Consider the following 22812-nt stretch of genomic DNA (forward strand, 5'->3'; position numbering starts at 1 on the left):
ATCATGGAAATGCGAATATATCTCATTGGCGGGGCGACTGCACGGCTGCTTGCCCGGTGAATCAACCTGTTCAGTGAATCAACACCATACCGCCCGGCAAGCGTTGCATCGAGTAACCCAGCACCGCCTGAAACGCCGCGAGCATGGCCTGCGGGTCATTGCTGGCGAAGTCGCCGCTGACCGGGCGCGTGCCCAGCCCGGCATCGAGCAGTACGATCCGGTCCTGCGAGTAGCGCTGCACCACGTGCAGCGCCTCGCTCAGCGGCTGGCGCCGAAAGCTCAGGCGTCCCTCGCGCCAGCCCAAAGCTTCCTGCACGGCTACATTCTGTAGCGTGCCGGGCTGGCCCTGGCGATAGTCGGTGCGCTGTGCGGCGGTCAACAACTGCGCCTCGCTGTCCGGGCGGGCGCGCACCGCGACCTTGCCCTCTTCGACGGTGACTTGCGCCCCTTGCGCCTGGTCGCGCACCTCGAAGCGGGTGCCCAGCACCTGGGTTTCGCCGCCGTGGGCATGCACGACAAAGGGCTGGCCGGTGTGCCTGACCTGAAAAAACGCCGCGCCACGCAGCAACTGGATATCGCGGCCCTGATCGGTCAGCACGACCTGAATGGCGCTGTCGGCATCGAGCAGCACGTCACTGCCATCGGCCAGGGTGATGCGGCTCAGTTGCCCCGGTGCGCTGCGATAGTCGGCGCGCAGGTCGTCCAGCCAGTGTTCCGGCCGCCAGAACAGCGCCAGCACGCAGGCCAGCATGAGGCTGGCGGCCATGGCCAGCGGCACCGGCCAGCGACGGGAGCGGGGTCTGGTTTTGCACAGGATCGCTTGCAAGGCGGCGTCGTCTTCCTGCGCCAGTCGCGCCGCGCCAGGACCGGTTATCTGCCACAGCTGTCTGGCCTGGGCATAGGCCTGGGCATGTGCGGCATCGCTGGCCAGCCATTGGCGCAAGCGCTGCTGCTCGGCAGCCGGCAGGCGGCTTTCGTCGAGAGCGGTATTGTCGGGCTCGGAGGCCAGGCGGCTGACCCAGTGCAGGGCGGTGTCCTCGCTCTGCCGGCGAGGTAAGGGGCTGACCACGTTCATGAAGATGCCTTGGCGATGGGCGCGCCCAGGCTGCTCTTGCAGGCCTGGAGGGCCCGCATCATATGCTTTTCAACGGCGCTGGAGGAAATATCCAGCAGGCTGGCGATCTCACTGTAGCTCTTGCCGTGAATGCGGTTGAGCAGAAAAATGTGCCGGGTGCGTTCAGGCAGACCGCGCAGGGCGGCTTGCACCTGATCGAGCTCATGGCTGGCCTGATGCCCGTCGGCCAGCGAGTTGGGTTCGGCGAACAACTGCTCCGGCAACAAGGCCGACTCGGTGCGCAACCGGCTGCGCTCGCTGCGCAGGTGATCGATGGCCAGATTGCGCGCGCTGCGCATCAGGTACGGGCCCAGGTCCTCGACCGGCACTTCCTTGCGCCGCCACAGGCGAATGAACAGTTCCTGGCACAGATCGGCAGCGGTCGCCCGGCAGGCCACCCAACGGCTCAACTGGTTTTTTACCCGGCCTTGCTGTTGCAGAAACGCCTGCAATACCTCCTGCGCGGGCGGCGCGTCATCAGATGACGGCGGCTCGGCAGGATCGTGGGAAGGAGGCTTGGGCATGGCAGAAACAGCGCAACCGGCGGAAACGCGGATGATAAGCGCTCTTGATTGCATTGGCCATGAGTGTTCGTCGTTTGGCCTTAGCCGCGCTGCCAGAGCCCGTAATACACCTGGCCGGCCTTTTTCTCGCGGTGCAGGCGCCAGTTGCCTGGCAGGCCGGTGGTCGACGGCGGGGTTTCGCTTTCGGTGTAGATCCAGGCGTGTTCGGCCAGCCAGCCGCGCGACTCCAGCAAGGCACAGGCGTTGCTCAGCAGGCCTTGATGGAACGGCGGATCGAGGAACACCACATCGAAGGCTTCTGCCGGCGCCGTTTCCAGATGGCGCAGCGCGTCGCTGTGCAGCACCTGGCCGTTCTCGCATTTGAGCAGCTCAAGGTTGTGCCGCAGGCTGGCGATGGCCGCCTGATTGTTGTCCAGCGCCAGGCCGGATTTGGCCCCGCGCGACAGCGCTTCGAAATACAGCGCGCCGCTGCCGGTGAAAACGTCCAGCACCCTGGCGCCGGCGATGGACGGCGCCAGCCAGTTGAACAGGGTCTCACGCACCCGGTCAGGCGTCGGGCGCAGGCCCGGTGCGTCGGGGAAGCTCAGGCGTCGGCTGCCCCATTCGCCACCGATGATGCGCAACTGGCCCTGGCCGTTGTGCGTTTTGGGACGTGGATTGGCCATTAATGCTCCGGAACGCCCGCAGGCGGTGTGACAGGTTTGTCGGTGGGTGGTGGCAGAGGTTTCTGCGCCACGGTCGGGCCGACGGTGACGATCACCATCTTGTCGGCATCCAGGTGTTTGTTCATCGCCGCCTTGACCTGCTCGACCGTCACGGCTTGCGCTTCGGTCATGTAGTCTTCAAGGAAGGTCAGCGGCAGATTATAGAAGCCGATGGCACCCAATTGCGCGGCGATTGACGCATTGCTGGCAGTCGACAGCGGGAAGCTGCCCGACAGTTCGCGTTTCACGTCGTCGATTTCTTTCTGGGTCGGGCCGTCAGTGAGGAACTTGCGCACCTCATCCTGAACCAGCTTGAGGGTGTTTTCGCTGAGTTCGGCACGGGTCTGCAAGCCAATGGTGAACGGCCCCGGCACGCGCATGCCGGTAAAGCCGGACGACACGCCGTAGGTCAGGCCACGTTTTTCGCGCACTTCGGTCATCAAGCGACTGCCAAAACCGCCACCGCCGAGCACCGAGTTACCGACGCTCAACGCTGCATAGTCCGGGTCGTTACGGCTGATGCCCAGTTGCGCCAGCATCAGGTGGGTCTGGTTGGACGGAAACTCGATGTGCGTTACGCCGGCCTTGGGTTCGACCGGCTCAGGCATCTTGGCCAGCGCCGGGCCCTTGGGCAGCGAACTGGAGACCTGGGCGGCAATGGCCTGGGCTTCGTCGCGCGACAGGTCGCCGACCAGCGCAATCACCACGTTGCCGGCGGCATAGGCCTTGGCGTGGAAGGCCTTGAGCTGCGCCTGGGTCAGCGCGGCGACAGTTTTGGCGTCACCGTCGCTTGGGTGCGCGTACGGATGGTCGCCATACAGCTTGTCGAACAGGGTCTTGCTGGCGATCACGCCGGGGTTCTGCTTCTGGTACTCGAAGCTGGCCAGCAGCTGGTTCTTGATGCGCGCCAGTGAGTCGGCCGGGAAAGTCGGCTTGCCCACTACGTCGCTGAACAGCTTCAGGGCCGGCTCGCGCTTGTCCTTGTCGCTCAGGCTGCGCAACGAAACCATGGCCATGTCGCGGTAGGAACCGTTGCCAAAGTCCGCGCCCAGGCCTTCGAAGCCCTGGGCGATGGCGGTGACGTCCTTGCCCTTGACGCCCTCGTTGAGCATGGCGTTGGTGGTCAGGGCCAGGCCGGGAACGTTCTGGTCCTGGCTGCTGCCGGCGGCGAAGATCAGGCGCATGTCGAACATCGGCAGTTCGCGGGACTCGACGAACAGCACCTTGGCGCCTTCGGCGGTGTTCCAGGTCTGGATATTCAGGGCGCGGCGGGCCGGTGCCTTGTTGTCCAGTTCCTTGAGCGATTGCAGGTTTTGCCCCAGCGGCGCATCGGTGCGCGGTGCATCGCCGCCGGTGGCGTTACTGGCTTGCACGGGCAAGGCGACGACGGCAGCCAGGAACAGGCTGGTCAGCATGCAACGGTAAGGAGTTCGGTAAGGGATGCGCATGATCATTTGGCCTTCTTCTCGGGCAGCACGTGCGCAACGCTGAGGCGCTCACGAGTGAAATAGGTCTTGGCGGCGTTCTGGATGTCGGCGGGGGTCACGCTTTGCAGGGCGGCGAGCTCTTCGTCGATCAATTTCCACGACAGGCCGACGGTTTCCAGCTGGCCGATGGTGGTGGCCTGGCTGGTGATCGAGTCACGCTCGAAAACCAGGCCGGCGATGACCTGGGCACGGACACGCTCCAGTTCTTCGGCCGAAGGCGCCTTGGTTTTCAGCTCGTCGAGCAAGCGCCAGATGCCGGCTTCGGTGTCGGCCAGGGTTTTCTTTTTCTGGGTGTTGGGCGTGGCGCTGATCATGAACAGGCTGTCGCCACGGGTGAAGGCGTCATAGTTGGAGCCGGCGCCGGAGACCAACTCTTCACCGCGTTCCAGACGGCTCGGTATACGTGCGCTGTAGCCGCCGTCGAGCAGGGCCGCGATCAGGCGCAGCGCCTGTACCGAGCGCGGGTCCTCGGCGGTCGCCAGGCTCGGCACGTTGAAAGCGTACATCAGGCTCGGCAACTGGGTCTGCACATGCAGAGTGATGCGGCGTTCGCCGGGCTCGGCCAGTTCGAGCGGTTTTTTCGACGGCGGCACATCGCGGCGCGGAATGGCCCCGAAGAAGCGTTCGGCCAGGGCCTTGACCTCGTCGACCTTGACGTCGCCGACCACCACCAGCGTGGCGTTATTGGGCGTGTACCACGACTCGTACCAGTGACGCAGGTCCTGCACTGTCATGCGGTTGAGGTCAGCCATCCAGCCGATGGTCGGGGTGTGATAACCGCTGGCCGGGTAGGCCATGGCTTTGAAGCGCTCGAAGGCTTTGCTGACCGGCTTGTCGTCGGTGCGCAGGCGGCGTTCTTCCTTGATGACTTCGATTTCGCGGCTGAATTCGTCGGCTGGCAGCTTGAGGGTCGCCATGCGGTCGGCTTCCAGCTCCAGGGCCACGCTCAGGCGGTCGCGGGCCAGCACCTGGTAATAGGCGGTGTAGTCGTCGCTGGTGAAGGCGTTTTCTTCAGCGCCCAGGTCGCGCAGGATCAACGAAGACTCGCCCGGCCCGGTCTTGCTGCTGCCCTTGAACATCATGTGTTCCAGTGCATGCGACAAACCGGTCTGGCCCGGCGTCTCGTAGCTGGAGCCCACCTTGTACCAGACCTGAGAAACCACCACCGGGGCACGATGATCTTCACGCACAACCACCTTGAGGCCGTTGTCGAGGGTGAATTCATGGGTCGGTTGCGGGTCGGCTGCCAGGGCAGCCAAGGGCAGGCAGAGGGTGCTGAGCAGCAGGCCTGCGGCACGGCGGGCTAAAGCATTCATGGATAATTCAAACCTGTAAGACGACCTGCTTGGACTTAGCGTCGGCGGGCACGGGGGTGGTAGGATACTGATCCGTTTGCGGCGCAAACAACCCTCACGGCCAGTCGGCACGTGAAACTTGTTTTAGGGTATGTCTTATGACGCGCCGCGCGACGATTTTTTCAGACGAGAACCGTGCCTGAAGGGGGCCTCTAAAAACGTAGGCGAGGCAGTCAGCGCAAGGCAAAAACAGGCGAGGAAGCGGAGCTTACTGGAGTAAGTGAGCATTCCGAGTCTGTTTTTAACGCAGCGATGACAACGCAGTTAGTTTTTAGAGGCGCCCTAGAACCGCCGAATGAACAAGCAGTCCATACCGCAGTCTGTTTGGCATGTCAGCATTTTCCGAAAGGCCTGTTGGCGTTTCGCTACTTTGAGATAGCCGTCCTCCATGTTTGGTTCCAACGACGACAAGAAGACCCCAGCTGATGCTGGTGAGAAGAAAGGCCTGTTCGGATGGTTTCGCAAGAAAGCCCCGGAACCGGTCCAGCCGCCCGAGCCTGCGCCTGAAGTGCTACCGCCTGTCGAGGCGCCTCTTGAGGCCGAAGCAGTAGCGCCCGCGCCTGTGGTTGTCGAGGCACCGGTGATTGTGCCGGTCGAGCCCGCAGCCCCGGTTGCAGAGGTTGAGGCGCCGGTGGTTCAGGCACCCCTCATCGTCCCGGTCGCGCCACCGGTGGTCGAGGCACCGGCAGCGGTTGTGCCTGTATTCGTAGAGCCTGAGCCGGTCATCATTCCTGAGCCTGAGCCTGAGCCTGAGCCTGTGGGGGTCGTTGCGCCCGTCGTTGTGCCGGCTCCGATTGTGCCGCCTCCGGTTATCGCACCCGTTGTAACGCCAGAACCCGAACCTGTCGCCGAAACGCTGCCGGTGCCTGCCGTCGCGGCCCCTGCCGAGACCAAGGTCGGTTTCTTCGCCCGTCTCAAGCAAGGTTTGTCCAAGACCAGTGCCAGCATCGGCGAAGGCATGGCCTCGCTGTTTCTGGGGCGCAAGGCCATCGACGATGACCTGCTCGAAGAAATCGAGACTCGCCTGCTGACCGCCGACGTCGGTGTCGAGGCCACCTCGGTGATCATCCAGAACCTGACCCAGAAGGTCGCCCGCAAGCAACTGACCGATGCCGAGGCGCTGTACAAGTCGCTGCAGGCCGAGCTGGCCGCGATGCTCAAGCCGGTCGAGCAGCCGCTGGTCATCAACAGCCAGAACAAGCCGTATGTGATTCTGGTAGTCGGCGTGAACGGCGCCGGCAAGACCACCACCATCGGCAAGCTGGCCAAGAAGCTGCAACTTGAAGGCAAGAAAGTCATGCTCGCCGCTGGCGACACCTTCCGCGCGGCGGCGGTCGAGCAATTGCAGGTCTGGGGCGAGCGTAACCAGATTCCGGTGATCGCCCAGCACACCGGCGCTGACTCGGCCTCGGTGATTTTCGATGCGGTGCAGGCGGCCAAGGCGCGTGGCATCGATGTCCTGATCGCCGACACCGCCGGTCGCCTGCACACCAAAGACAACTTGATGGAAGAGCTGAAAAAGGTTCGCCGGGTGATTGGCAAGCTCGATGCCGACGCACCGCATGAAGTGCTGCTGGTGCTGGACGCCGGTACCGGGCAGAACGCGATCAATCAAGCCAAGCAGTTCAACCAGACCGTGACCCTTACGGGTCTGGCGCTGACCAAGCTCGACGGCACCGCCAAGGGCGGGGTGATCTTCGCCCTGGCCAAGCAGTTCGGCCTGCCCATTCGTTACATCGGCGTAGGCGAGGGCATCGACGACCTGCGTACTTTCGAGGCCGAACCCTTCGTTCAGGCCCTGTTTGCGGAGCGAGAGCGCACATGATTCGATTCGAGCAGGTCGGTAAGCGTTATCCGAACGGTCACGTCGGGTTGCATGAGCTGAGCTTTCGAGTGCGTCGTGGTGAGTTTCTGTTTGTTACCGGCCACTCCGGTGCCGGTAAAAGTACCCTGCTGCGCCTGCTGCTGGCCATGGAGCGCCCGACCTCGGGCAAGCTCCTGCTGGCCGGCCAGGACCTGGGGCAGATCAGCACGGCGCAGATTCCTTTCCTGCGCCGGCAGATCGGTGTGGTGTTTCAGAACCACCAGTTATTGTTCGACCGCACGGTGTTCAACAACGTCGCGCTGCCGTTGCAGATTCTCGGCCTGTCCAAGCCCGAGATCGTCAAGCGTGTCGACTCGGCGCTGGAGCGCGTGGCCCTGTCCGACAAGGCCGCGCTGTATCCGGGCGACTTGTCTACCGGGCAGCAACAGCGGGTCGGTATCGCACGGGCCATCGTCCATCGTCCGGCCTTGTTGCTGGCCGATGAACCGACCGGCAACCTCGATCCCCGGCTGGCGGCGGAAATCATGGGTGTATTCGAAGACATCAACCGGCTGGGCACCAGCGTGCTGATCGCCAGCCACGACCTGGCACTGATCGCGCGCATGCGTCACCGCATGCTGACCCTGCAACGTGGCCGTCTGATCGGCGACGGGGAGGCCGGCGTATGAGTGCTTCACGCAGCAATCCAAAGGTTTCGGACCGTGCCGCACCGCGTGCGGCAGAGCCTGAGCCGCCGAAGAAAAAGCGCGGCGCGCATGACGACGACGGCCCGGACTTCAGCACCCTGCTGGCGGCCTGGATCGAAAGCCATCGCAGCAGCCTGCTCGACAGCCTGCGCCGGCTGGGCAAGCAGCCGATCGGCAGTTTCTTTACCTGCCTGGTCATGGCGATTGCCTTGAGCCTGCCCATGGGCCTGTCGCTGTTGCTGAGCAATGTCGAGCGCCTGGGCGGCTCGTGGCAGCGTGCGGCGCAGATTTCGGTGTACCTGCAACTGGATGCCGGTCATGCCGAAGGCGGCCGGTTGCGCGAGCAGATCAAGGCCATGCCCGGTGTGGCAGAGGCCGAATACGTCAGCAGCGAGCAGGCGCTCAAGGAATTCCAGAAGGATTCCGGGCTGGGCGAGGCGCTCAAGGAGTTGCCGAACAACCCTTTGCCGGGCGTGGTGGTGGTGACCCCGCAAGAGGTCGACAAGCCGGCACTTGAAGCGCTGCGCGCGCGCCTGGCCGAACTGCCCAAGGTGCAACAGGCGCAACTCGACCTGGTCTGGGTCGAGCGGCTGGCGGCGATTCTCAAGCTCGGCGACCGCTTTGTCTTTGGCCTGACCGTTCTGCTGGTGGCGGCGCTGTTGCTGGTGATCGGCAATACCATTCGTCTGCACATCGAGAACCGGCGTGTCGAGATCGAAGTCATAAAACTGGTCGGCGGCACCGACAGCTACGTGCGCAGGCCCTTTCTTTATATGGGCGCGCTGTACGGCATCGGTGCCGGCATATTGTCCTGGGGCGTGCTGGCGTTTGGTCTGGACTGGCTGAATGATGCGGTTATCGGCCTGTCCGGCTTGTATGGCAGCGACTTTGCCCTGAGCGGTGTTCCGATGGCCGATGGCTTGTCGCTCTTGCTTGGAGCGGTACTGTTAGGGTATATCGGTGCTTGGATTGCGGTCGCCCGCCACCTGAGCGAGCTGGCCCCCCGGTAAATCCGGGCTGTTTGATTCGTATATATGATTGACTTATTCAGCTGAGGGAACTTGTCTAGCGGTTCCCGGTCAATTTCGCAGTGCTGAGCTGCACCCGTTACATCAGTTGGAGGTTTCTTCCGTATGACCACTTCATTGCAACCTGCCTATGCATTGGTTCCAGGCGCCAACCTGGAAGCTTACGTGCATGCGGTCAACAGCATCCCGATGCTGACGCCGGAGCAGGAGCGCGAACTGGCAGACAGTCTCTACTACGAGCAGAACCTTGAGTCTGCGCGGCAGATGGTGCTTGCCCACCTGCGTTTCGTGGTGCACATCGCGCGCAGCTATTCGGGTTACGGTCTGGCCCAGTCCGACCTGATTCAGGAAGGCAACGTCGGCCTGATGAAAGCAGTAAAACGCTTCAACCCCGAAATGGGCGTGCGTCTGGTGTCGTTTGCCGTGCACTGGATCAAGGCCGAGATTCACGAATTCATCCTGCGCAACTGGCGCATCGTCAAGGTCGCCACGACCAAGGCGCAGCGCAAGCTGTTCTTCAACCTGCGCAGCCAGAAGAAGCGTCTGGCCTGGCTGAACAACGAAGAAGTCCACCGTGTGGCTGAAAGCCTCGGTGTCGAGCCGCGTGAAGTGCGCGAGATGGAAAGCCGTCTGACCGGCCAGGACATGGCGTTCGACCCGGCGAGTGAAGCCGACGACGACAGCGCCTTCCAGTCACCGTCCAATTATCTGGAAGACCACCGCTACGACCCGGCGCGTCAACTGGAAGATGCCGACTGGACCGACAACTCCACCGCCAACCTGCACCAGGCGCTGGGCGTGCTCGACGATCGTAGCCGTGACATCCTCTATCAGCGCTGGCTGGCCGAGGAAAAAGCCACGCTGCATGAGCTGGCCGAGAAATATAACGTCTCTGCCGAGCGTATTCGTCAGCTGGAAAAGAACGCGATGAACAAGCTCAAGACCTCGATCGCGGCCTGATCGAGGCTGCACAAAAAACGCCCCGACGTGTCGGGGCGTTTTTGTTGGTGCCCGGTTTACAGCGGCGTCAGCACATTCATCACCGTGTCCAGCGCCACGCGGGTGTCGTCAAGCTGCACCAGCGATGCATAACGTGCCGCCAGGGCATCGCGGTTCTTGATCGCGGTGAGAATCGCCTGATGGCGCGGCAGGCTCAGCTGCTGGGTGTTGGGGCGCAGGTTGGTCAGGTTGATCGACTCGCGCAGCGGCAACGACAGCATGTTGCACATGTAGGCCAGCAGGTCGTTGTGCGTCGCATCGGCGATGGCTCGATGAAAGTCCAGGTCGGGCTGGAGCATTTCTTCGCGGGTCCTGGCCGCTTCCATACGCTGATAGGCTTCTTCGATGACCGCGATGTCGGCATCGGTCGCAGTGGTGGCGGCGAGGGCGGCGATTTCCGGCTCCAGAATCCGCCGCACACCGGCCAGCGTGTTGAAAAACTCACTGTGCGGCGTCGACTGCATCAGCCAGAACAACACGTCCGGGTCGAGCAGGTGCCACTCCACGCGCGGGCGCACCACGGTGCCGACCCGTGGCCGCGAATACACCAGGCCCTTGGCGGTCAGCACCCGCGTCGCCTCGCGCAAGACGGGGCGGCTGACCTTGTACTCCTCGCACAGCGTGGCTTCCGGTGGCAGCTTTTCTTCAGGCTTGAAGCGGCCGGACACGATATGCATGCCCAGCTCCTGAACGATCTGGGCGTGCATGCTTTTGCGTGGCTTGGGTGTCTGGTAATCCATAAAGACGCAAGGGCTCTGACGAAATGCGCTGCATCATACCGCACCCATCAATGCGAATGGCGTGGCACCTCCGAGCCGCGGCAGCCGACCAGAAAGTCAAAGTCGCAGCCTTCGTCGGCCTGCAGCACATGGTCGACGTACAGGCGGCTGTAGCCGCTGGAGAAGATTTTCGCCGAGGTGTCGGGCTTCAGGTCGAGCAGGCGGCCTTGCAGTTCTTCGTCGCTGATGTCCAGATGCAGGCGCCCGGTCAGGCAGTCCAGCTCGATGAAATCACCGTTATGCACCGCCGCCAAGGGACCGCCGGCCGCCGCTTCAGGGGCGACGTGCAGTACCACGGTGCCGTAGGCGGTGCCGCTCATCCGTGCATCGGAAATGCGCACCATGTCGGTCACGCCCTTGGCCAGCACCTTGGGCGGCAGGCCCATGTTGCCGACTTCGGCCATGCCCGGATAACCCTTGGGACCGGCATTCTTGAGCACCAGCACACAGGTTTCGTCGACATCCAGGTCCGGGTCGGCAATGCGCGCCTTGTAGTCGTCGAAGTTCTCGAACACCACCGCCCGGCCGCGATGCTGCATCAGGGCTGGCGTTGCCGCCGAAGGTTTGACCACCGCGCCGCGTGGCGCCAGGTTGCCGCGCAGGATGCACAGGCCGCCGTCGGCCACCAGCGGATTGTCGATCGGGCGGATCACTTCGTCGTTGTACTGCGGCGAGGCCTGGCAGTTTTGCCAGAGGCTCTTGCCGTTGGCGGTCAGGGCGTTGGGGTTGGGCAGCAGGCCGTTTTCACCAAGGCGACGAATCACCGCAGGCAGGCCGCCCGCGTAGTAGAACTCTTCCATCAGAAAGCGCCCGGAAGGCTGCATGTCGACCAGGGTCGGCGTGCCGCGACCGATGCGGGTCCAGTCTTCCAGGTCCAGCTCAACGCCAATGCGCCCGGCGATGGCCTTGAGGTGGATCACCGCGTTGGTCGAGCCACCGATGGCGGCGTTGACCTTGATCGCGTTCTCGAAGGCAGCCTTGGTGAGGATCTTCGACAGGCGCAGGTCTTCGCGGACCATGTCGACGATGCGCATGCCCGACAAGTGCGCCAGCACATAACGGCGTGAGTCCACCGCCGGAATGGCAGCGTTGTGCGGCAGCGAGGTGCCGAGGGCTTCGGCCATACAGGCCATGGTCGAGGCGGTGCCCATGGTGTTGCAGGTGCCGGCCGAGCGCGACATGCCGGCTTCGGCCGAGAGAAATTCGTCGAGGCTGATCTGCCCGCCCTTATAGGCTTCGTGCATCTGCCAGACCACGGTGCCGGAACCGATGTCCTTGCCCTTGTGCTTGCCGTTGAGCATCGGCCCGCCGGTGACCACGATGGCCGGCACATCGCAACTGGCGGCGCCCATCAGCAGCGCCGGCGTGGTCTTGTCGCAACCGGTGAGCAGCACCACGGCGTCCACCGGATTGCCGCGAATGGCTTCTTCGACGTCCATGCTTGCCAGGTTGCGGGTCAGCATGGCGGTAGGGCGCAGGTTGGATTCGCCGCTGGAGAACACCGGGAATTCCACCGGAAAGCCGCCGGCTTCCAGCACGCCCTTCTTCACATGTTCGGCGATCTTGCGGAAATGCGCGTTGCACGGGGTCAGTTCCGACCAGGTGTTGCAGATGCCGATGATCGGCTTGCCCTGAAACTCATGGTCCGGGATGCCCTGGTTCTTCATCCAGCTGCGGTACATGAAGCCGTTTTTGTCGGCAGTACCGAACCATTGGGCGGAGCGCAGCGGGGTCTTTTTATCGGTCATGATCAGGCAACTCTTATTGTATGACTATTTAAAGGCTGTGCTCGAAACATACACCAGATGGGGTGCGTTTCAAATGGTTGCGAGCTAAATAGTATTACTATATTGTCTCGATCAGTGAGCAGGTCCCGCTTTTTCAGGCTGTTCGCCGGTGATTAGTCAGATCAATCATGACTAACCAATCCATAACAAAAACAATTGGAGAACACCTATGAATCCGGAAGCTCGGATCATTCGCAGGCTCACGCTCAGGTTGATTCCGTTCCTGATCCTGCTGTACCTGGTCGCGTTCATCGACCGCTCCGCCGTCGGTTTTGCCAAATTGCACATGAATGCCGATCTGGGCCTGAGCGACATGGCTTATGGCTTCGGTGCAGGGTTGTTCTTTATTGGCTATTTCATCTTCGAGGTGCCCAGCAACCTGCTGCTGGAGCGTTTCGGCGCGCGGCGCTGGTTTGCCCGCATCCTGATCACCTGGGGCCTGATCACCGTCGGCATGGCCTTCGTGCAGGGCGCCTACAGCTTTTATGTGATGCGCTTTCTGCTGGGCGCGGCCGAAGCCGGCTTCTTCCCGGGCGTGCTGTACTACATCACCCGCTGGTTTCCGGTGCGCAATCGCGGCAAGGTGCTGGGCTTCTTTATCCTCTCGCAGCCCATTGCGCTGATGGTCACCGGGCCGCTGGCCGGCTGGCTGCTGGGCATGAACGGCATTTTTGGCCTGGCCGGCTGGCAATGGCTGTTTATCGTGATCGGCGTTCCGGCGGTGTTGCTGGCCTGGCCGACCCTGAAGATTTTGCCCGACACGCCCAAGGACGCCCGCTGGCTGGCCGAGGCCGATCGGCAGTGGCTGCTCGGCGAGCTGGACAAGGACCGCGCCGAATATGGCCAGACCGACCACACCAACCCGCTGCGCGCCCTGGCGGATCGCCGCGTGTTGCTGCTGGCGCTGTTGTACCTGCCCAGCACCTTGAGTACCTACGGCCTGAGCCTGTGGTTGCCGACGCTGGTGCATCAGTTTGGCGGCAGTGACCTGACCACCGGTTTCATCTCGGCAATTCCCTATATCTTCGGCGTGCTGGGCCTGCTGTTGATCCCGCGCAGTTCCGACCGCCTCAATGACCGCTATGGCCACCTCACCGTGCTGTACATCCTCGGCGCCACAGGCCTGTTTTTCAGTGCCTGGCTGAGCATGCCGGGCTGGCAACTGGCGGCTTTGTGCCTGACCGCGTTCAGCCTGTTCTCGGTGACGGCGATCTTCTGGGTACTGCCGGGACGCTTCCTGTCCGGCGCCAGCGCGGCAGCCGGTATTGCCCTGATCAACTCGTTCGGCAACCTGGGCGGCTACATCGGCCCGTTCGGCATCGGCGCGCTCAAGGAATACACCGGCACGCTGTCGTCGGGGCTGTATTTCCTGGCGCTGGTGATGCTCAGCGGTGTCGTGCTGACCTGGATCGTCTACACCCAGCTGGAAAAGAAATCCCAGGCCCGCGCCGCGGCGCTCGGACAGCCATCCTGACCCTTGAGGCGGGCATGGATGCCCGCCGTTCCGGAGTACCTGCATGACCTCCACGATAAACAAGAAGCTCAAAGTCGCGATTGTCGGCTCGGGCAATATCGGCACCGATTTGATGATCAAGGTGCTGCGCAATGCCCGGCACCTGGAAATGGGCGCGATGGTCGGCATCGATCCGGCCTCCGACGGCTTGGCCCGTGCCGCGCGCCTGGGCGTGGCGGTGACCCACGAAGGCGTCGAAGGCCTGACGCGCTTGCCGGTGTTCGACGAGATCGACTTTGTCTTCGACGCCACCTCGGCCGGCGCCCATGTCAAAAACGACGCCTTGTTGCGCTCGGTCAAGCCGGGCATCCGCCTGATCGACCTGACGCCGGCGGCCATCGGCCCGTATTGCGTGCCGGTCGCCAACCTGGAGCAGAACCTCGACCGGTTGAATGTAAACATGGTGACCTGTGGCGGCCAGGCGACCATTCCGATCGTCGCGGCGGTGTCGCGGGTGGCCAGGGTGCATTACGCCGAAATCGTCGCCTCGATTGCCAGCAAATCCGCCGGCCCCGGCACCCGCGCCAATATCGATGAATTCACCGAGACCACCTCGCGCGCCATCGAGGCGATTGGTGGCGCGGGCAAGGGCAAGGCGATCATCGTCATGAACCCGGCCGAACCGCCGCCGATGATGCGCGACACCGTGTTTGTGTTGTCCGAGGCCGCCGATCAAGCACTGATCGAAGCATCCATCGAAGAGATGGTCGCCGCCGTACACGCCTATGTGCCGGGGTATCGACTCAAGCAGCGCGTGCAGTTCGAGGTGATTCCCGAGCACGCGCCGCTGAACATTCCAGGGTTGGGCCGGTTCTCCGGGCTCAAGACCTCGGTGTTTCTCGAAGTCGAAGGCGCCGCCCATTACCTGCCGGCCTATGCCGGCAACCTCGACATCATGACCTCTGCTGCCCTGGCCACCGCCGAGCGGATGGCGCAGTCGATGCTGAACGCCAAGGAGCCCCGCAATGACGTTTGATCCGACACGGAAACTCTATATTTCCGATGTGACCCTGCGCGACGGCAGCCATGCGGTGCGCCATCAGTATTCGATCCAGAACGTCCAGGACATCGCCCGGGCGCTGGACCGCGCCAAGGTCGACAGCATCGAAGTCGCCCACGGCGATGGCCTGCAAGGCTCCAGCTTCAACTATGGTTTTGCCGCCCACTCGGACCTGGAGTGGATCGAAGCGGTGGCCGATGTCATCAGCCATGCGCGGATCACCACCTTGTTGCTGCCGGGCATCGGCACCGTGCATGACCTCAAGGCCGCCTATGACGCCGGCGCCCGTGTAGTGCGGGTGGCGACGCATTGCACCGAGGCGGATGTCTCGAAACAGCACATCGAGTATGCCCGCGAGCTGGGCATGGACACCGTGGGCTTTCTGATGATGAGCCACATGATCGCGCCCGAGCAGTTGGCTGCGCAGGCGCGCTTGATGGAAAGCTACGGCGCGACGTGCGTGTACATGGCCGACTCGGGTGGCGCGATGAGCATGCAGGATGTGCGTGAGCGTTTTCGGGCGTTCAAGGCGGTGCTCAAGCCGGAAACCGAAACCGGCATGCATGCCCACCACAACCTGTCGCTGGGCGTGGCCAACTCGATTGTCGCCGTGGAAGAGGGCTGCGACCGCATCGACGCCAGTCTGGCCGGCATGGGCGCCGGCGCCGGCAATGCGCCGCTTGAGGTGTTCATCGCCGCCGTCGACCGCCTGGGCTGGAACCACGGCACCGACCTTTATACGTTGATGGACGCGGCCGACGATATCGTTCGCCCGTTGCAGGACCGGCCGGTACGGGTTGACCGCGAGTCTCTGGCGCTGGGCTATGCCGGGGTTTACTCGAGCTTTTTGCGTCACGCGGAAGCGGCGGCGGCGCGTTATGGGCTCAAGACCGTGGATATTCTGGTCGAGCTGGGTAAGCGACGCATGGTCGGCGGCCAGGAAGACATGATCGTCGACGTGGCGCTGGACCTGCTGAAGCGCACCTGAAACGCTCTGCCCTGTAGGAGCGCGCTCTGCCCGCGACCGAGTGCGTAGCGCTCGCAAAATCTCGGAAACGCTGAAAGTTTATGACTGTAACTTTTGCGAAACGCCACAAATTTACGACTGCTAACGCAGCCGGTCGCGGGCAGAGCGCGCTCCTACGGCACCAGCCGCAACTCGCCCTGGCTGTGCGCCGCCACATCGGCTTCGCTCAGGTGTTGCGGCACATACTCGCCGCGAATATACGCCTGCGCCTGATCGGCATAATGCCGGTCGAACGGCACGCCGCTCTGGCCCACCGGATTGATGCCCTGCGCGTGGGCCGGGTCGGCAAAGTCGATCAGGCGCCGGGTCGAAGGCCCGTAGTTCACCGGCCACGGCGCCGGGCTCAGGCGTGAAGACTGGTTGTTCGGCACCTCATGAGTGCCGGGCGCCGGGAACGGGCCGACGTTGAGCAGCCAGTCCAGCGGCTTTTGCGCGCCCAGCGGATGGGCGTGGGTCAGCGTATGCGCCTTGCCCCACTGCCATTGCTTCGGGTCCGGGCCATACACTGCGGTGAGGTGGCTGATACTGGCGCGCCATGCGGCCCTGACGGTGTCGGCGCGGCTTTCAGTCAGCGGCGAGCCGCGATTGTCCCACCACGGCGAATCCGCATCGGCAGCCAGGCGCGGCAGCGCCGAATCGAACACCCGGGTCGACAGCAGGGTATCGAACAGCGCATCGCCCAATTCATCCTTGAAGGCCTTGTCGGCCAGCGCAAACAGGAACTGGTTGAACAGCGTCGCCGCGACCGAGTCCAGCGCGTAGTCACCTTGCCAGTCGGCCATTTTCTCGACCAGTTGCTGCTCGCCATGGTCGTTGACCACCTGACGCAACACCGGCAGCAGCGGCTTGAGAATGCTGCGGGCGTAATCGGTGGTGGTGCCCAGTTGCAGCGCCTTGCTCGATGGCACATCCCACTTGATCGACGGGTCGCGCAACTGCAGGTCCAGTTGCTGGCCGCGTTCGGGCGGGTTGTAGTAACCCGGTATCTCGATGCCGGCCGGTGACAGCGGCTGGACATTGGCCGAGAGGATATAGCCACGCGACGGATTTTCTTCCTGCGGATTGACGCTGAACGGGTAGAAACCCGGTTTGTCGGCCTGAGCGGTGCTGCCATCGAGAATGAAGTTCGGGTTGACCCCGGCCGGCCGAATCGGCAACTGGCCGGTGGCCCACCAGCCGATATCGCCGCGTGCGCTGGCCCAGACGATGTTCAGGCCCGGCGCCTGAATCTTCTCGGCAGCATGGCGCATCTTGTCCAGCGTGTCGGCGCGGTTGGCTTCATAGAAGCCGTCGAGCAGCGGGTTTTCCGACTCCAGAAACGACCACCACATGGCAATCGGCGTGTTGCCGGCATTGCGCCCCAAGGCATCGTTGACGATCGGCCCGTGCGGCGAGCGGCGCAGGGTCAGGCTGACCGGCGCCTGGCCCTTGACCGCAATCTGCTGTTCGCTGCGGGTCATGTCGACCCAGCGGCCCTGATACCAGACCTGCTCGGGATTGTCGGGGTTGGTTTTCTCGGCGATCAGGTCCAGGTCATCGTTCTGGAACATGGTCAGGCTCCAGCCGAAATCCTGGTTATGCCCCAGGAAAGCGAACGGGTTGAGCGCCTGGTAATGGCCGTACAGCTCGAATCCCGGTGCCGACAGGTGCGCCTCGTACCACACCGCCGGCACCGAGAAACGAATGTGCGGGTCGCCGGCCAGCAGCGGTTTGCCGCTGCGCGTGCGGCTGCCGGCGATGGCCCAGGCGTTGCTGCCCTCGAACTGCGGCAGGCCGGCGTCCTGCAAGGCCTGATGGCTCAGTTGCGCCAGCGCGCCGAGGCCTTGCCAGTCGGCCTGGCTCAGCGTCGGCTGACGGTCGAGCAGGCCGTTGGGGTGCCAGTCCAGATCGAAGACCTTGAGGTAATCGGCACCGAGTTCGTCGCGCACATAGGTCAACAACGGCTCGGTACGAAACGCCGCCGCAAAGCTGTAGGCCAGATAGCCGCCGATGCTCAGGGTGTCTTCGGCGGTAAACGGACGTTTGGCAATGCCGAGCAGGTCGAACTCCAGCGGGCGCGGGTTGTGCTCCTGGTACTGGTTGATGCCGTCCAGATAGCTTTGCAGCGCTTGCCAGCTGGGCGTGCTGCGGTCCTGGCGAGCGACGTAGGCGTCGGCGTGTTCACCGATACGCAGGCTGCGAAACAGCCTGTCGGTATCGATCAGCTTGGGGCCCAGCACTTCGGCCAGCTCGCCGCGCGCCAGGCGGCGGAGCATTTCCATCTGGAACAACCGGTCCTGGGCGTGCACATAACCCAGGGCGCGGTACAGGTCGGCCTGGTTTTGCGCACGAATGTGCGGCACGCCGCGTTCGTCGTAGCGCACGCTCACCGGGGCTTGCAGGCCTTCAAGCGTCAGCTCGCCCTGGCGCAGCGGTTGTTTGCCGTACAGATACCAGGCAGCACCGGCAGCGATCAGGGCAACCATAAGGCCGGGCGTCAGGGCAGCAGTGATCAGGCGACGTTTCATTCAATCTCTCGGGAAGGGCGCGGGCGACTTGCCAGCCAGGCAGACAGGAGAATATCGTTAGCCGGTGTTACCTGAAACCTGTGGATGCCTCATGTCCGACACCTTCAATTACGAGCATTTACGCGCCAGCCTGCAACCGCTGGGCGCCAGCGATGCACTATCGCCCAATGGCCAGGCCTATCAGCGCTTCTACAGCCTTGGCGCGCTGGGCGGCGAGAAGGTCGTGCGCAGCTGGCTGGGGCGCCTGGACGTGGCGGGTTACGAGATTGTTGGCCAGGTCTGGCTGCCCGAGCGGCCAGTGGCGACCTTGATTCTGATGCACGGCTTCTACGACCACATGGGCCTGTACCGGCATGTCGTCGAATGGGCGCTGGCGCAAAACTTTGCGGTGATTTCCTGCGACCTGCCGGGGCACGGCCTGTCCAGCGGCAGCCGGGCGAGCATCGGCGATTTCGCCGAATACCAGACCGTGCTGCAACGCCTGCTGGTCGAGGCCGAGGCCTTGAAGCTGCCGCAGCCCTGGCATCTGTGCGGGCAGAGCACGGGCGGCGCGATCGTGGTCGACCATGTGTTGCATCGCGGCGCCGACAGCCCGGCCCAGGGCCAGGTGATCCTGCTGTCGCCGCTGGTGCGGCCACGGGCGTGGGGCTGGTCCAAGGCCAGCTATTACCTGCTGCGTCCATTTGTCAGCGGGATCAATCGGCGCTTCACCGAAAACTCCAACGCACCGGCGTTTCTGCCATTCCTGATGGCTGACCCGTTGCAGCCGCGGCGCCTGCCCACCGCCTGGGTCGGCGCGCTGGCGCGCTGGATCGTGCACATCGAAAAAGCCCCGCGCAGCACGCGCGCGCCGCTGATCGTGCAGGGCGAGTCCGACATGACGGTGGACTGGAGCCATAACCTGAGCGTGCTGAACGAGAAATTCAGCGCACCGCAAATCCTGATGCTGCGCGAAGCCCGGCATCACCTCGCCAACGAGGTGCCGGAACTGCGCGCGCGCTATTTCGAGTTCCTGAATGGGCAGATCAGGTAAAGCCCGGTCGTACAGCCGTTATTACGGCGCCAGGCTCGAATTGCTCTGCCCGACCGCCAGCCCCGCGCGAATCGCTGCCAGGGCGGCCTGGTAATACGCACGGCCTTCGCTGGACTCGGCAAAACTGGCGAACTCTTCCAGCTCCGGGTCCGACAGATCGCGGTACACGTACAGCAAGGTGTTGTTGAGGTCTGCCTGAATCTGCGCCATCAGCCGCTCGCGCTGCCCTTCGAGCATGCCCTGAGCCTGACCACCGCCGAGCAGGCCGGGAATCATCTGGCTCAGGCTGTCGGCAGCGACGCCGGCCAGGGCCAGACTGACTTCAGCACCGGCCTGCTTGGCGGGCAGCGCCTGGGCCAGATGGCCGATCAGCAACTGACGGGTCGCGTCGGCCTCGATGACGGGCAAGCCCTGGGTATTCTTGGCCAGTTGATCGGCGCGGGTCGCGGTCAGCTCGGCATTGACGATCTTGCGCCCCAGCGGCGACTGGAAAAAGCGCAGCGCCGGTGCCGGGTCCTTGAGCGTTTCACGCAGGCGCTGTTCGGCCCGCTGATCGACAGCCGCCGGGGCAAAACGCTGATTGCTGTTATTGACCAGGGCCTGAAACACCGCAGGCGGCAGGTTGGCGCTATAGCGCTGCTGCGCAGCCTTGAGGGCATCATTGAAATGCGCCCGTTGCTGTTGCCAGCCGGCAGCCTTGTATAACTGGTCGAAGCCGTCTGCCCAGGCAGGCAGCGCGCACAACATCAACAGCACAACACACAAACGACGCATTCGGGACTCCTGTCGGCAGGGCGCTATTGTCCGGTTGTTGGCGGGGATTTGTCGAGTTGTGACTGCCTGTATCAATAAACCTGTTGTCCACGCAGGAGCCACTGTCGGTTCGCGAGGCTTGTGGATACTATGCACGCCATGCAAATGACCCCCGATCACCCCGTATTGCTGCGCATCGTTGACGACCTGGTCGCCCAGGGCTGGTCGCAGCAAAACGTCTTTGTTGCCGATACTCTGACCTCTGCGTTGGCGGCAGAGTGCCGCCTTCGTGCTGCCGCCGGTGAACTGGAGCCGGCGGCGGTTGGCCGGGGACCGGCACAAGAGGTGCGTGAAGCGGTGCGTGGCGACCGGATCCAGTGGCTGGAACCGGGCCAGGCCGACATTTGCGACCAGTACCTGCAAATCATGGACAGCCTGCGCATGGCGCTCAATCGCGGCCTGTTTCTGGGGCTGGAAGATTTCGAGAGCCACTTTGCCCAGTATCCGCCGGGGGCGTTTTACCGGCGTCACCTGGACCGCTTTCGCGACGACGACAAGCGCATGATCTCGGCGGTGCTGTACCTCAACGACAACTGGCAGACGGAGCAGGGCGGCCAGCTGCGCATGTACCTGGACAACGACCAGCCTTACGACGTGGACCCGGTCGGCGGAAGTCTTGTGGTGTTTCTGTCCGGCGAGGTCCCGCATGAGGTACTGCCCGCCAGTCGCGACCGGCTTTCACTGACCGGCTGGTTCCGCCGCCGCGGCGACGAGCCGTTTCCTTAAAGCGCGCCGCCAGCCTGCGGCTTGTAGGCAAACACATGAAACAGCGCGTCCTTGAATTCAAACTGCGCCACCGGCTGCATGCCCATCTTGCGATGTGCCTGTAATGACGCCGGGTTGTCGTCACGGATGAACAACACGCCCTGACGTTCCGGCGCCAGTTCCAGCAGTACCCGGAACAGCCGTTGCGCCAGCCCTTGGCCGCGCTGGCTGGCGCTGACGCAGATCGGGCCGTAGATATAGGCGTCTGGGTCCATGGCAGGAAACGCTTGCAGGGTCTTTTCCACCACCGCAACTGGGTGCCGGTGGTTGACGGCCAGGGAGGTGGTCAGCAAAAAACCTACCACTTCATCGCCTTGAACGGCCACGATCTGTGGCATATCGCCGAGCATTTCTGCGATTCGCGCCGCCGGTAGCTCGCCGGACAGGCTGCCGCCCTGAGCCTGCTGATTGGCCTTTTGCAGGGCAACGATGCCGGCAATGTCGCTCGGCAGCGCATTGCGCACAATCAAATGGGTGTTGTTCATGCATTCTCTCCAGAGGCAACTGAATCGCTGCAGGTGTGCACTATACGCCCTGGCCGAGCACGGTCTGTCGCCCACAAAAAAGGAGACCCGAAGGTCTCCTTTTTAAATAGCAGCGCGTGGCTTAGAACAGTACGCGGCTACGGATGGTGCCTTTGATCTGTTGCAGTTTTTCCTGCGCCAGGTCCGAGTACTCGGCGTCGACGTCGATGACCACGTAACCGACTTTCTCGTTGGTCTGCAGGAACTGACCGGAGATGTTGATACCGTTTTCGGCAAAAACCTTGTTGATCTCGCTGAGCACGCCCGGGATGTTTTCATGGATGTGCAGCAGGCGGTGTTTGCCCGGGTGAGCCGGCAGGGCCACTTCAGGGAAGTTGACCGACGACACGGACGTACCGTTGTCGCTGTACTTGACCAGTTTCTCGGCGACTTCCAGACCGATGTTGGCCTGGGCCTCGGCGGTGGAACCACCGATGTGCGGGGTCAGGATCACGTTGTCCAGGCCGCGCAGCGGGCTTTCGAAGATGTCGTCGTTCGAGCGTGGCTCGACCGGGAACACGTCGATGGCTGCGCCGATCAGGTGCTTGTCCTTGATGGCGTCAGCCAGTGCGTCCAGCTCGACCACGGTGCCGCGGGCGGCGTTGATCAGGATGCCGCCTTTCTTGATGGCGCGGATTTCCTTCTCGCCGATCATCCACTGGGTGGCGGCGGTTTCCGGTACGTGCAGGGTGACGATGTCCGACATGCCCAGCAGTTCGTGCAGGTTGCCGACCTGAGTGGCGTTGCCCAGCGGCAGCTTGGTCACGGTGTCATAGAAATACACCTGCATGCCCAGGCCTTCGGCCAGGACCGACAATTGAGTACCGATCGAGCCGTAGCCGATGATGCCCAGCTTCTTGCCACGGATCTCGAAGGAGTTGGCCGCGCTCTTGATCCAGCCGCCACGGTGGCACGAAGCGTTCTTCTCGGGGATGCCGCGCAGCAGCAGGATGGCTTCGGCCAGCACCAGCTCGGCGACCGAACGGGTGTTGGAGTAGGGTGCGTTGAACACCGCAATACCGCGCTCGCGCGCTGCGCTCAGGTCGACCTGGTTGGTGCCGATGCAGAAGCAGCCCACCGCGACCAGTTTTTTCGCGCAATCGAAGAGTTCTTCGGTCAATTGGGTGCGCGAGCGGATACCGATGAAGTGAGCATCGGCGATCTTTTCCTTGAGCTCGGCTTCCGGCAGCGACTTGGTGTGGTACTCGATACTGGTGTAACCAGCGGCTTTGAGTACGTCGACTGCGGACTGGTGGACACCTTCGAGAAGAAGGAACTTGATCTTGCTCTTGTCGAGGGAAGTCTTGCTCATCTGCGTAAACCTGTATCCCGGAAAAATGGC

Annotated in this window: 20 protein-coding genes; 9 read left to right on the forward strand and 11 right to left on the reverse strand. The window is 63.1% G+C overall.

Annotated elements, in window-relative coordinates; genetic code table 11:
* Positions 1-70 precede the first annotated feature (70 nt).
* From ACYAS9_RS07765 to ACYAS9_RS07785, 5 genes are all read right to left on the reverse strand, one after another.
* Positions 71-1075, reverse strand: coding sequence for a FecR family protein (locus ACYAS9_RS07765; protein ID WP_463567728.1), 1005 nt, complete (start codon positions 1073-1075; stop codon positions 71-73).
* Complete coding sequence (locus ACYAS9_RS07770) at positions 1072-1638, reverse strand: RNA polymerase sigma factor (RefSeq protein ID WP_463567729.1); 567 nt, start codon at positions 1636-1638, stop codon at positions 1072-1074. The genes ACYAS9_RS07765 and ACYAS9_RS07770 overlap by 4 nt, the downstream gene beginning before the upstream one ends.
* 80 nt (positions 1639-1718) lie before the next feature.
* Positions 1719-2303 (reverse strand): 16S rRNA (guanine(966)-N(2))-methyltransferase RsmD, encoded by a 585-nt coding sequence (gene rsmD / locus ACYAS9_RS07775; protein WP_463567730.1) that lies wholly within the window; start codon positions 2301-2303, stop codon positions 1719-1721.
* Positions 2303-3796, reverse strand: coding sequence for a M16 family metallopeptidase (locus ACYAS9_RS07780; protein WP_463567731.1), 1494 nt, complete (start codon positions 3794-3796; stop codon positions 2303-2305). Before ACYAS9_RS07780 ends, rsmD begins: the two co-directional genes overlap by 1 nt.
* Entirely contained in the window at positions 3793-5145 is a 1353-nt protein-coding gene (locus tag ACYAS9_RS07785) for a M16 family metallopeptidase (protein ID WP_463567732.1), read from the reverse strand. The genes ACYAS9_RS07780 and ACYAS9_RS07785 overlap by 4 nt, the downstream gene beginning before the upstream one ends.
* Before the next feature lie 427 nt (positions 5146-5572).
* Here ACYAS9_RS07785 and ftsY point away from each other — a divergent pair, with 427 nt between their 5' ends.
* The 4 genes from ftsY (at position 5573) to rpoH (ending at position 9683) form a co-directional block, all read left to right on the forward strand.
* Positions 5573-7009, forward strand: coding sequence for a signal recognition particle-docking protein FtsY (ftsY, locus tag ACYAS9_RS07790; RefSeq protein ID WP_463567733.1), 1437 nt, complete (start codon positions 5573-5575; stop codon positions 7007-7009).
* Positions 7006-7677: a cell division ATP-binding protein FtsE gene (gene ftsE, locus ACYAS9_RS07795; RefSeq protein WP_463567734.1), complete on the forward strand. Its 672-nt coding sequence runs from the start codon at positions 7006-7008 to the stop codon at positions 7675-7677. Before ftsY ends, ftsE begins: the two co-directional genes overlap by 4 nt.
* The gene (ftsX, locus tag ACYAS9_RS07800; RefSeq protein ID WP_463567735.1) at positions 7674-8705 is read left to right on the forward strand and encodes a permease-like cell division protein FtsX; all 1032 of its coding nucleotides are present in this window, start codon (positions 7674-7676) and stop codon (positions 8703-8705) included. Before ftsE ends, ftsX begins: the two co-directional genes overlap by 4 nt.
* Before the next feature lie 123 nt (positions 8706-8828).
* Complete coding sequence (gene rpoH, locus ACYAS9_RS07805; protein WP_463567736.1) at positions 8829-9683, forward strand: RNA polymerase sigma factor RpoH; 855 nt, start codon at positions 8829-8831, stop codon at positions 9681-9683.
* A 56-nt stretch (positions 9684-9739) separates the two neighbouring features.
* Here the strand turns inward: rpoH and ACYAS9_RS07810 are convergent, their stop codons facing one another.
* Together ACYAS9_RS07810 and ACYAS9_RS07815 are read right to left on the reverse strand one after the other, a co-directional pair.
* Positions 9740-10462, reverse strand: a complete 723-nt coding sequence (locus ACYAS9_RS07810) for a FadR/GntR family transcriptional regulator (RefSeq protein ID WP_463567737.1) — start codon at positions 10460-10462, stop codon at positions 9740-9742.
* 47 nt (positions 10463-10509) lie between these two features.
* Positions 10510-12249, reverse strand: coding sequence for an IlvD/Edd family dehydratase (locus tag ACYAS9_RS07815; protein WP_463567738.1), 1740 nt, complete (start codon positions 12247-12249; stop codon positions 10510-10512).
* A gap of 208 nt (positions 12250-12457) precedes the next feature.
* Between ACYAS9_RS07815 and ACYAS9_RS07820 the strand changes: the two genes are divergently transcribed.
* From ACYAS9_RS07820 to dmpG, 3 genes are read left to right on the forward strand one after another with little or no spacing between them, the layout of a single operon-like run.
* On the forward strand, positions 12458-13762 hold the full coding sequence (locus ACYAS9_RS07820) for an MFS transporter (protein WP_463567739.1): 1305 nt from the start codon (positions 12458-12460) through the stop codon (positions 13760-13762).
* Between the two features lie 43 nt (positions 13763-13805).
* On the forward strand, positions 13806-14777 hold the full coding sequence (locus ACYAS9_RS07825; RefSeq protein WP_463567740.1) for an acetaldehyde dehydrogenase (acetylating): 972 nt from the start codon (positions 13806-13808) through the stop codon (positions 14775-14777).
* The gene (gene dmpG, locus ACYAS9_RS07830; RefSeq protein ID WP_463567741.1) at positions 14767-15789 is read left to right on the forward strand and encodes a 4-hydroxy-2-oxovalerate aldolase; all 1023 of its coding nucleotides are present in this window, start codon (positions 14767-14769) and stop codon (positions 15787-15789) included. Before ACYAS9_RS07825 ends, dmpG begins: the two co-directional genes overlap by 11 nt.
* A gap of 152 nt (positions 15790-15941) precedes the next feature.
* Here the strand turns inward: dmpG and ACYAS9_RS07835 are convergent, their stop codons facing one another.
* Positions 15942-18335 (reverse strand): penicillin acylase family protein, encoded by a 2394-nt coding sequence (locus ACYAS9_RS07835; RefSeq protein ID WP_463567742.1) that lies wholly within the window; start codon positions 18333-18335, stop codon positions 15942-15944.
* Between the two features lie 91 nt (positions 18336-18426).
* Here ACYAS9_RS07835 and bipL point away from each other — a divergent pair, with 91 nt between their 5' ends.
* Positions 18427-19368 carry a phospholipase BipL gene (bipL, locus tag ACYAS9_RS07840; RefSeq protein WP_463567743.1) on the forward strand — a complete coding sequence of 314 codons (942 nt, stop codon included), beginning with the start codon at positions 18427-18429 and terminating at the stop codon, positions 19366-19368.
* Positions 19369-19389: 21 nt separating this feature from the next.
* Here the strand turns inward: bipL and ACYAS9_RS07845 are convergent, their stop codons facing one another.
* Positions 19390-20142, reverse strand: coding sequence for a DUF2059 domain-containing protein (locus ACYAS9_RS07845; RefSeq protein WP_463567744.1), 753 nt, complete (start codon positions 20140-20142; stop codon positions 19390-19392).
* 129 nt (positions 20143-20271) lie between these two features.
* Between ACYAS9_RS07845 and ACYAS9_RS07850 the strand changes: the two genes are divergently transcribed.
* Positions 20272-20907 (forward strand): 2OG-Fe(II) oxygenase, encoded by a 636-nt coding sequence (locus ACYAS9_RS07850; RefSeq protein ID WP_463567745.1) that lies wholly within the window; start codon positions 20272-20274, stop codon positions 20905-20907.
* Here ACYAS9_RS07850 and ACYAS9_RS07855 read toward each other — a convergent pair.
* Positions 20904-21431: a GNAT family N-acetyltransferase gene (locus ACYAS9_RS07855; RefSeq protein WP_463567746.1), complete on the reverse strand. Its 528-nt coding sequence runs from the start codon at positions 21429-21431 to the stop codon at positions 20904-20906. The two genes, ACYAS9_RS07850 and ACYAS9_RS07855, sit on opposite strands and share 4 nt — an antisense overlap.
* Positions 21432-21552: 121 nt before the next feature.
* Positions 21553-22782: a phosphoglycerate dehydrogenase gene (gene serA, locus ACYAS9_RS07860; RefSeq protein WP_463567747.1), complete on the reverse strand. Its 1230-nt coding sequence runs from the start codon at positions 22780-22782 to the stop codon at positions 21553-21555.
* Between the last annotated feature and the right edge of the window lie 30 nt (positions 22783-22812).

The sequence above is a fragment of the Pseudomonas sp. HP_08 genome, from assembly GCF_055284095.1.

Excerpts from the sequence above, each read along its gene's own strand:
- ACYAS9_RS07765 (WP_463567728.1), bottom strand. The coding sequence starts at position 1,075 with ATGAACGTGGTCAGCCCCTTACCTCGCCGGCAGAGCGAGGACACCGCC.
- ACYAS9_RS07770 (WP_463567729.1), bottom strand. The coding sequence starts at position 1,638 with ATGCCCAAGCCTCCTTCCCACGATCCTGCCGAGCCGCCGTCATCTGAT.
- rsmD (WP_463567730.1), bottom strand. The coding sequence starts at position 2,303 with ATGGCCAATCCACGTCCCAAAACGCACAACGGCCAGGGCCAGTTGCGC.
- ACYAS9_RS07780 (WP_463567731.1), bottom strand. The coding sequence starts at position 3,796 with ATGATCATGCGCATCCCTTACCGAACTCCTTACCGTTGCATGCTGACC.
- ACYAS9_RS07785 (WP_463567732.1), bottom strand. The coding sequence starts at position 5,145 with ATGAATGCTTTAGCCCGCCGTGCCGCAGGCCTGCTGCTCAGCACCCTC.
- ftsY (WP_463567733.1), top strand. The coding sequence starts at position 5,573 with ATGTTTGGTTCCAACGACGACAAGAAGACCCCAGCTGATGCTGGTGAG.
- ftsE (WP_463567734.1), top strand. The coding sequence starts at position 7,006 with ATGATTCGATTCGAGCAGGTCGGTAAGCGTTATCCGAACGGTCACGTC.
- ftsX (WP_463567735.1), top strand. The coding sequence starts at position 7,674 with ATGAGTGCTTCACGCAGCAATCCAAAGGTTTCGGACCGTGCCGCACCG.
- rpoH (WP_463567736.1), top strand. The coding sequence starts at position 8,829 with ATGACCACTTCATTGCAACCTGCCTATGCATTGGTTCCAGGCGCCAAC.
- ACYAS9_RS07810 (WP_463567737.1), bottom strand. The coding sequence starts at position 10,462 with ATGGATTACCAGACACCCAAGCCACGCAAAAGCATGCACGCCCAGATC.
- ACYAS9_RS07815 (WP_463567738.1), bottom strand. The coding sequence starts at position 12,249 with ATGACCGATAAAAAGACCCCGCTGCGCTCCGCCCAATGGTTCGGTACT.
- ACYAS9_RS07820 (WP_463567739.1), top strand. The coding sequence starts at position 12,458 with ATGAATCCGGAAGCTCGGATCATTCGCAGGCTCACGCTCAGGTTGATT.
- ACYAS9_RS07825 (WP_463567740.1), top strand. The coding sequence starts at position 13,806 with ATGACCTCCACGATAAACAAGAAGCTCAAAGTCGCGATTGTCGGCTCG.
- dmpG (WP_463567741.1), top strand. The coding sequence starts at position 14,767 with ATGACGTTTGATCCGACACGGAAACTCTATATTTCCGATGTGACCCTG.
- ACYAS9_RS07835 (WP_463567742.1), bottom strand. The coding sequence starts at position 18,335 with ATGAAACGTCGCCTGATCACTGCTGCCCTGACGCCCGGCCTTATGGTT.
- bipL (WP_463567743.1), top strand. The coding sequence starts at position 18,427 with ATGTCCGACACCTTCAATTACGAGCATTTACGCGCCAGCCTGCAACCG.
- ACYAS9_RS07845 (WP_463567744.1), bottom strand. The coding sequence starts at position 20,142 with ATGCGTCGTTTGTGTGTTGTGCTGTTGATGTTGTGCGCGCTGCCTGCC.
- ACYAS9_RS07850 (WP_463567745.1), top strand. The coding sequence starts at position 20,272 with ATGCACGCCATGCAAATGACCCCCGATCACCCCGTATTGCTGCGCATC.
- ACYAS9_RS07855 (WP_463567746.1), bottom strand. The coding sequence starts at position 21,431 with ATGAACAACACCCATTTGATTGTGCGCAATGCGCTGCCGAGCGACATT.
- serA (WP_463567747.1), bottom strand. The coding sequence starts at position 22,782 with ATGAGCAAGACTTCCCTCGACAAGAGCAAGATCAAGTTCCTTCTTCTC.